The sequence below is a fragment of the Sabulicella rubraurantiaca genome (genome assembly GCF_017355885.1).
Taxonomy (GTDB): domain Bacteria; phylum Pseudomonadota; class Alphaproteobacteria; order Acetobacterales; family Acetobacteraceae; genus Roseococcus; species Roseococcus rubraurantiacus.
Map to the genome: position 1 here is coordinate 1 of NZ_JAFEUU010000042.1, position 6,667 is coordinate 6,667.

Here is a 6,667-nt window from a genome sequence, read left to right on the forward strand (position 1 = left end):
GGGGCGGACGTGCTTTATGGCGGCATGGGCCAGGACCGGCTGACCGGCGGGAGCGGGCCTGATCGGTTCCTGTTCAAGTCCACGCTGGACTCGATGCTGGCGGCGCCTGACCGCATCACCGACTTCAAGGCGGGCCAGGACCTCTTGGCCTTCGAGGGGCTGGGGCAGAAGAACTTCATGTGGCTGGGCGCGGGCGGCTTCACCAAGCTGGGCTTCACCCAGGCCCGCTTTGAGGACGCGACCTCGACCCTGCAGCTGGACGTGAACGGGGATGCGGTCGCCGACATGGCCGTGACCCTGGACGGCATCAAGGCCGCCATGCTCTCCCAAAAGGACTTCTCCTTCGTCTGAGATGAACACCGCCGGGCCCCACCAAGCGGGGTCCGGCCGCGTCGCAAGTCTCTACGGTCCCGAAGCGCCTCCTTCTTGCGAGGTCCGGCTTCGGGATCGCCGCGTTCGGTCGGTGCACTGTGTGAAGCCGGCAGGAGCGGATGCCACCTTGGCAAGCGGCATAGGCGTGGATGAGCGCTCAGCCCGCTTTCACTTCCGGCGCGCCCTCTCCACAAGGCGGGTCGTGCTCCGCCCCGGCAGCAGGTCGAGCAGGACCGTCTCCCCACCCCATGACGCGATCTCGCGTGCGCCCACCACCTGGTCCAGCGTGTAGTCGCTGCCCTTGAACAGCCGGTCGGGCCGAAGCTGGAGGATCAGCTCCAGCGGCGTGTCCTCGCCGAAGCTCGTCACCGCATCCACCGCGGCCAGCGCGCCGATCACCGCCGCACGGTCGGCCAGGGGATTGAGCGGGCGCCCCATCCCCTTCAGCCGCGTCACGCTCGCATCGTCGTTCAGCGCCACGACCAGTCGGTCGCAATGGCGCCGCGCGTCGCGCAGCAGCCGCACGTGGCCGGCATGCAGGATATCGAAGCAGCCATTGGCGAAGCCGACCCGCAGCCCGGCCGCCTGCCATTCCCGCACCAGCCGCGCCGCATCCGCCTCCGGCAGCGCCTCTCCCACCGCGCCCTCTGCCTCGCGCAGCGCGTGGTCCAGTTCCGCTGCGGAGCAGGTGGCCGTGCCCAGCTTGCCGACCACGATCCCGGCCGCGGCATTGGCGAGGCGCATCGCCTCCTCGAGGTCGCGCCCATTCGCGACCGACAGCGCCAGCGTGGCGATGGCCGTGTCGCCCGCGCCCGAAACGTCGAACACCTCCCGCGCCTGGGCTGGGACGGAGGCCGCCGCGCCGTTGCGCGGCACCAGCAGCATTCCCTTCTCCGACCGCGTGGCGAGCACCGCTCCGACCGGCACGCGCTCCAGCAGGGCACGTGCGGCGGCCTCGGCCTCGGCGTCCGTCCCGACGGGCATTCCCGTCGCCTCGGCCAGTTCGGCGGCATTGGGGGTCAGGAGGTCCGCGCCGGCATAGCGGCCGAAGTCGCGCCCCTTGGGGTCCACGAGGCAGGGCACCCCCGCCGCGCGCGCCATGGTGATCGCCTCGGCGCAAAGGCGCGGCGTCAGCACGCCCTTCGCGTAGTCGGACAGCACCAGCGCCGCCGCACCCGGCAGCACGTCGGCGAGGGCCTGGATCAGCGCCTCCTCCTCCGCCGTGTCGGCGGGGCGCTCCTGCTCCTCGTCCACCCGCACCACCTGCTGCCGCGCGGCGATGACGCGCAGCTTCACCGTGGTGCGACGGCCGGGGCGCCGCACCAGCCGCGCCGCCGGACCAAGCAGGGATGCCAGTTCCCCGCCCTCCGCGTCATTCCCCGCAAGGGCGAGCAGCGCGGGCTCGCCTCCCAGCGCCTCCAGATTTCGCGCCACGTTGCCGGCGCCGCCCGCCATGGAATCGCGCCGGCCGAGCCGCACCACCGGCACCGGTGCTTCGGGCGAGAGCCGCCGCGCCTCGCCATACAGGAAGCGGTCGAGCATCACGTCGCCCAGCACCACGACGCGGCGCGGCAGGAGCGGGCTCAACGGTGATACTCCCGCCACCAGCGCGCCCAGTGGCGGATGCCGTCGCGCAGCCGCGTGGTCGGCGCCCAACCGAAATCGCGCCGCATGGCGGAGGTGTCGGCGAAGGTGGCCGGCACGTCGCCGGGCTGCATCGGCAGGAGTTCGCGCCGCGCCTTCACCCCCAGCTCCTCCTCCAGCGCCGCGACCAGCTCGGTCAGCTCCTCGGGTTGGCTGTTGCCTATATTATAGAGACGGTGCGCCGGACCGTCGGGCGGATTGTCCAGCGCCGCGAGCACCCCGGCCACGATGTCGTCCACGAAGGTGAAATCGCGCCGCATCCGCCCCTCGTTGAACAGGCGGATGGAGCGGCCCTGCGTCATCGCGTCGGTGAAGAGCCACACCGCCATGTCGGGTCGGCCCCAGGGACCATAGACGGTGAAGAAGCGCAGCCCCGTCAGCCGCAGCCCGTAGAGCCGCACATAGCTGTCCGCCATCACCTCGCCCGCCTTCTTGGTGGCAGCGTAGAGCGAGGCCGGATGATCAGTGCGGTCCTGCTCGCGGAAGGCGCCGTCGGTGCGGGCGCCATAAACGGAGGAGGTGGAGGCATAGACGGTGTGCCGGATACGCCCATCCGACCGCCGCACCCCTTCCAGCACTGAAAGCTGGCCAGTGACGTTGCTGGCCGTGTAGGCGAAGGGCTGTTCCAACGACCATCGCACCCCCGCCTGCGCGCCGAGATGCGCCACCCGATCGATCCCAGCCTCCGCCATCAACGCCAGCACTGCTTGATGATCCGCGAGGTCGAGCCGGTGGAAGCGGAACTGCCCGGGTCGCGCCCCCTCGGCCAGCGCGGCAAGGCGCCGTTCCTTCAGCGCCGGGTCGTAATAGGGGTTGAGGTTGTCGAGCCCGACCACCTCCTCGCCCCGGGCGAGGAGGGCGCGGCAGAGATGCGCCCCGATGAAGCCGGCCGCGCCGGTGACGAGCACGGCGCCCATATCAGCCGGCGTCTCGAAGAGGGAGGAAGCCGGTCGGCGGGCATGGGATCATGGCCCGATGCTCTAGCCGCCCTCTCCCCGCGGGGGAAGCCGGTTGCGCGGCGCCACCCCCCTGCTATCACCTAGCCAAGATGCCCGCCGAGACCTTCCTCCGCCGCCAGCTTCGCCGCAGCCGGCGCATCGCCGAATGGACGCGGGAGGGGCGGCTGCGGCATGAGCTTTGGCAGCGCCGCGGCTATGTGAAGGCGCGCCTCTCCTTCGTGGCGGAACGAGCGCTGGTGTCTCTGGGCTGGCGGCTCGACATGCGGGGCAAGCTGGGCCTCCCCGCCCCCTTCCGCCTGCCCGACCCCAAGGACCTGCGCCTTCCGACCTCCGAGCAGCCGTTCATCTCCGTGGTGATCCCGGCCTATGGGCAGCTGACCCATTGCCTGCGCTGCCTCGCCACCCTCGCCGCCTATCCGCCTGCCCTAACCTTCGAGGTGATCCTGGCCGAGGACGCCTCGGGCGACCCGGAGATGGCGAGGTTGCGGGCCGTGCAGGGACTGCGCCTCTTCGAGTGGCCGAAGAATCTCGGCTTCCTTCGCTCGGCCAACGCCGCCATGGCCGAGGCGCGCGGCGAGTTCCTGTTCCTGCTGAACAACGACACCGAGGTGATGCCCGGGGCGCTGGACGCGCTGCACGCCGCCATCACCCAGCCGCATCCAGGCTTCCCTGGCCCGGTCGGGCTGGCCGGCGCGCGGTTGCTCTATCCCGAAGGCTGGCTGCAGGAGGCGGGCGGCCTGCTCTGGCGCGACGGCTCGGCCTGGAACTGGGGCAACCGGCAGGACCCGCGCCGCTCCGAATACACCTATCTGCGCGAGGTGGATTACTGCTCCGGCGCCGCCATCATGCTTCCTCGCACCGCCTGGGAGGCGATGGGCGGCTTCGACGAGGAATTCCTGCCCGCCTATTGCGAGGATACGGACCTCGCCTTCCGCCTGCGCGCGGCCGGGTGGCGCACCCTCTACGTGCCGAACGCCACGGTGATCCATCACGAGGGCGCGTCGCACGGCACGGATTTGACCAAGGGCATCAAGGCGTATCAGGTCACGAATCTCCGCAAGCTGCACGAGCGTCACCGCGCGGCGATGGATCTGCGCGAGGAGCCGGCGACCAACCTGATCCGCGCACGCGACCGCGCGCCGAAGGGCGGCGCGCGGCGCGTGGTGCTGCTGGCCGACAACAACCTCCTCACCCCCGACCAGGATGCCGGCTCGCGCGCCACGCTCTCGCTGGTGGAGGCGCTGTTGACGCAGGGCCACGTGGTGAAGTTCTGGGCGTTGAACGGGCTCGACATGCCGGGCTACCGGGAGGCGCTGGAAGCGCTGGGCGTCGAGTGCCCTACCGACCCGCACCGCCCCAATTTCGAAGACTGGGCCCGCACCCATGGCGCGGAGCTGGACGAGGTCATCCTGTCCCGCCCCCATGTGGCGGAAGCGCTTCTGCCGGCACTGAAGCGCCACGCCCCGCACGCGCCCATCCTGTTCTACGGCCATGACCTGCACCATGAGCGCGTGGAGCGCGAGGCCGCCTTGCTGGAAGCGGAAGCGCCCAGCCGCGCCGCGGCGCTGCGCGAGGAAGCGGCGCGCCTCCTCGAGCAGGAACGCGCGGTCTGGGCCGATTCCGACCTCGTGATCTACCTGTCCGACGAGGAGACGGAATCCGTGCGCCGCCTCGCTCCTGGCACGGCGACCATGACGCTGCTCTCCTTCACCCTGCCCGAGGCGACGGCCGAGGCGCCGGGACCGGAAGACCGCGACGGGCTGCTCTTCGTCGCGGGCTTCGCGCATCCGCCGAACGTGGACGCTGCCACTTGGCTGGTCGGCGAGATCCTGCCGCGCATCCACGCCGCCCGGCCCGGCACGCGCCTCGCCCTGGTGGGGGCGAACCCGACCCCCATGGTCTCCGCCCTGGCGGGGCCGCTGGTGGAGGTGACGGGCCGCGTCTCCGATGCCGAGTTGCGCCGCCGCTATTCCACGGCGCGCGTCGCCATCTGCCCGCTGCGCTTCGGCGCCGGGGTGAAGCTGAAGGTGATGGAGGCGATGCAGGAAGGCCTGCCGCTGGTGACGACGCCCGTCGGCGTGCAGGGGCTGCGCGACGCGCCCTGCGCCGTGGCCACCGACGCGCAGGCCCTGGCCGATGCGGCGCTTCGACTGCTGGATGATGACGAGGCCTGGCGGGCGACCTCCGCGGCACAGCAGGGTTATGTGCGCGAGCGGCTCTCCCCCAGCGCGGTTCGTGCGGCGCTGGAGGCGGCGTTCACGGAGGCGGCGGCGCGGCGAGCAGCCAGAGCGTCAGCAGCGCATCCCCCAGCGCCGCATGATGACGGAACCCCGTCTCCCGCCTGAGGCGCAGCCTTTCCACCGGGCCGGCCCTGGCCATCCGGCGGAGCTTCGCGGCGACCTCCGCCGCCTCGGGCGACAAGGCGACACCTTCCAGCGCGGCCAGATGCGTCCGCAAGAGGCGCAGCCCATCGGGCCGCCCGGACCGCATCGCGCGCAGGGCGCGGGATGGCAGGCTACCCGCCCCACCTACCTGGTTCGCGCCGTGCAGCCGGTAGAGCATGCAAGGCTCCTCGTCGAACAGGAGGCGCCCCCCCTGCCCGGTCACCAGCAGCGCGCACCACCAATCATGCAGCGTGCCGGATGGCGGTGGCGCGGCCAGCGCCATCTCGCGGCCACGCGGCGACAGCGCCATGGTGCAGCCCGCCGCGACATTGTGCGCGAGCAGCGAGGCGAAGCGTGGCGGGAAGTCCGGCACGGCCGAGAGCCCGACAGGATTCAGCGCCGCATCCACGAGGCGCAGCCTTCCGCACACCGCCTCCCGCCCTTCATCCAGCAGGCACGCGGCGCGGGCCAGCTTGCCGGGCAACCACACATCGTCCTGATCCATGAAGGCATAGGCGTCGGCCGCCTCCGCCGCGCGCAGCAGCGCGGTAAAGGAGGCGAGAGCGCCCAGCCTCTCCCCGCCCGGCATGCGCCGCACCCGTTCCGGATGCGCGGCGGCGAAGCCGTCCAGCAGCGCGGGCGTCCCGTCGGAGGAACCGTCGTCGCGGACGAGGAGGCGCCAATCCACCCCCTCCTGCCGCGCCAGGCTATCGAGCTGCGCGCCGAGATGCGCTTCCCCGTCGAAGGTGGAAAGCAAGACGAGGATGCGCGGGAGCGTCAGGGGTGCAGGGCCCGGATCACCCGCTCCAGCCCTTGCTGCCAGGGCGGCAGCGCGACGCCGAACACGGCTTGCAGCTTGCGCTGCTCAAGCCGCCCATCGGCGGGGCGCGTGGCCTTCACCGGGTATTCGTGCGTGGCGATGGGATGGACAACCGGTCGCGGCCCGCCGAAGGGCGCGGCGGCGCTGAAGATCGCCTCCGCGAATGCGTGCCAGTTGGTGTGACCGCCGCCAGCCATGTGGAACACGCCGCGATGCTTGTCCTGCCATCCGTCGTCGCGGATGCGGGCCAGCACGCCGGCCAGAGCGTCGGCGAGGTCGGGCGCGGCGGTGGGGTTGCCGTGCTGATCCGCCACCACGCGCAGTTCCGGACGCTGCGCGCCGACGCTCAGCATGGTCTTCACGAAGTTGCGCCCGACCGCGCTGAACACCCAGGCGGTGCGGAACACCGCCGTCTTCGGGTTCACCGCCAGCGCCGCCCATTCCCCGGCCAGCTTGGTGCGGCCATAGGCGCCGAGCGGATTGGGCGC

Annotated in this window: 6 protein-coding genes; 2 read left to right on the top strand and 4 right to left on the bottom strand. The window is 71.7% G+C overall.

Features of this window, described 5'->3' with window-relative positions; all coding sequences use genetic code 11:
* The coding region (locus JTJ31_RS24135) for a M10 family metallopeptidase C-terminal domain-containing protein (protein ID WP_207541296.1) at positions 1–351 on the top strand (351 nt) is incomplete at its 5' end.
* 189 nt (positions 352–540) lie between these two features.
* Here the strand turns inward: JTJ31_RS24135 and rfaE1 are convergent.
* Together rfaE1 and JTJ31_RS24145 are read right to left on the bottom strand one after the other, a co-directional pair.
* Positions 541–1,959 (bottom strand): D-glycero-beta-D-manno-heptose-7-phosphate kinase, encoded by a 1,419-nt coding sequence (rfaE1, locus tag JTJ31_RS24140; RefSeq protein WP_457852423.1) that lies wholly within the window; start codon positions 1,957–1,959, stop codon positions 541–543.
* The gene (locus tag JTJ31_RS24145; RefSeq protein ID WP_207541298.1) at positions 1,956–2,933 is read right to left on the bottom strand and encodes an NAD-dependent epimerase/dehydratase family protein; all 978 of its coding nucleotides are present in this window, start codon (positions 2,931–2,933) and stop codon (positions 1,956–1,958) included. Before JTJ31_RS24145 ends, rfaE1 begins: the two co-directional genes overlap by 4 nt.
* Before the next feature lie 131 nt (positions 2,934–3,064).
* On the opposite strand from JTJ31_RS24145, the gene JTJ31_RS24150 reads away from it, so the two are divergent.
* Positions 3,065–5,320, top strand: coding sequence for a glycosyltransferase (locus tag JTJ31_RS24150; RefSeq protein WP_207541299.1), 2,256 nt, complete (start codon positions 3,065–3,067; stop codon positions 5,318–5,320).
* Here the strand turns inward: JTJ31_RS24150 and JTJ31_RS24155 are convergent.
* Positions 5,232–6,116, bottom strand: a complete 885-nt coding sequence (locus JTJ31_RS24155) for a glycosyltransferase (protein WP_207541300.1) — start codon at positions 6,114–6,116, stop codon at positions 5,232–5,234. The two genes, JTJ31_RS24150 and JTJ31_RS24155, sit on opposite strands and share 89 nt — an antisense overlap.
* A gap of 20 nt (positions 6,117–6,136) precedes the next feature.
* Positions 6,137–6,667 (bottom strand): SDR family oxidoreductase (locus JTJ31_RS24160; RefSeq protein ID WP_207541301.1); only part of this gene is annotated, 531 nt, incomplete at its 5' end.

Excerpts from the sequence above, each read along its gene's own strand:
- JTJ31_RS24145 (WP_207541298.1), bottom strand. The coding sequence starts at position 2,933 with ATGGGCGCCGTGCTCGTCACCGGCGCGGCCGGCTTCATCGGGGCGCAT.
- JTJ31_RS24150 (WP_207541299.1), top strand. The coding sequence starts at position 3,065 with ATGCCCGCCGAGACCTTCCTCCGCCGCCAGCTTCGCCGCAGCCGGCGC.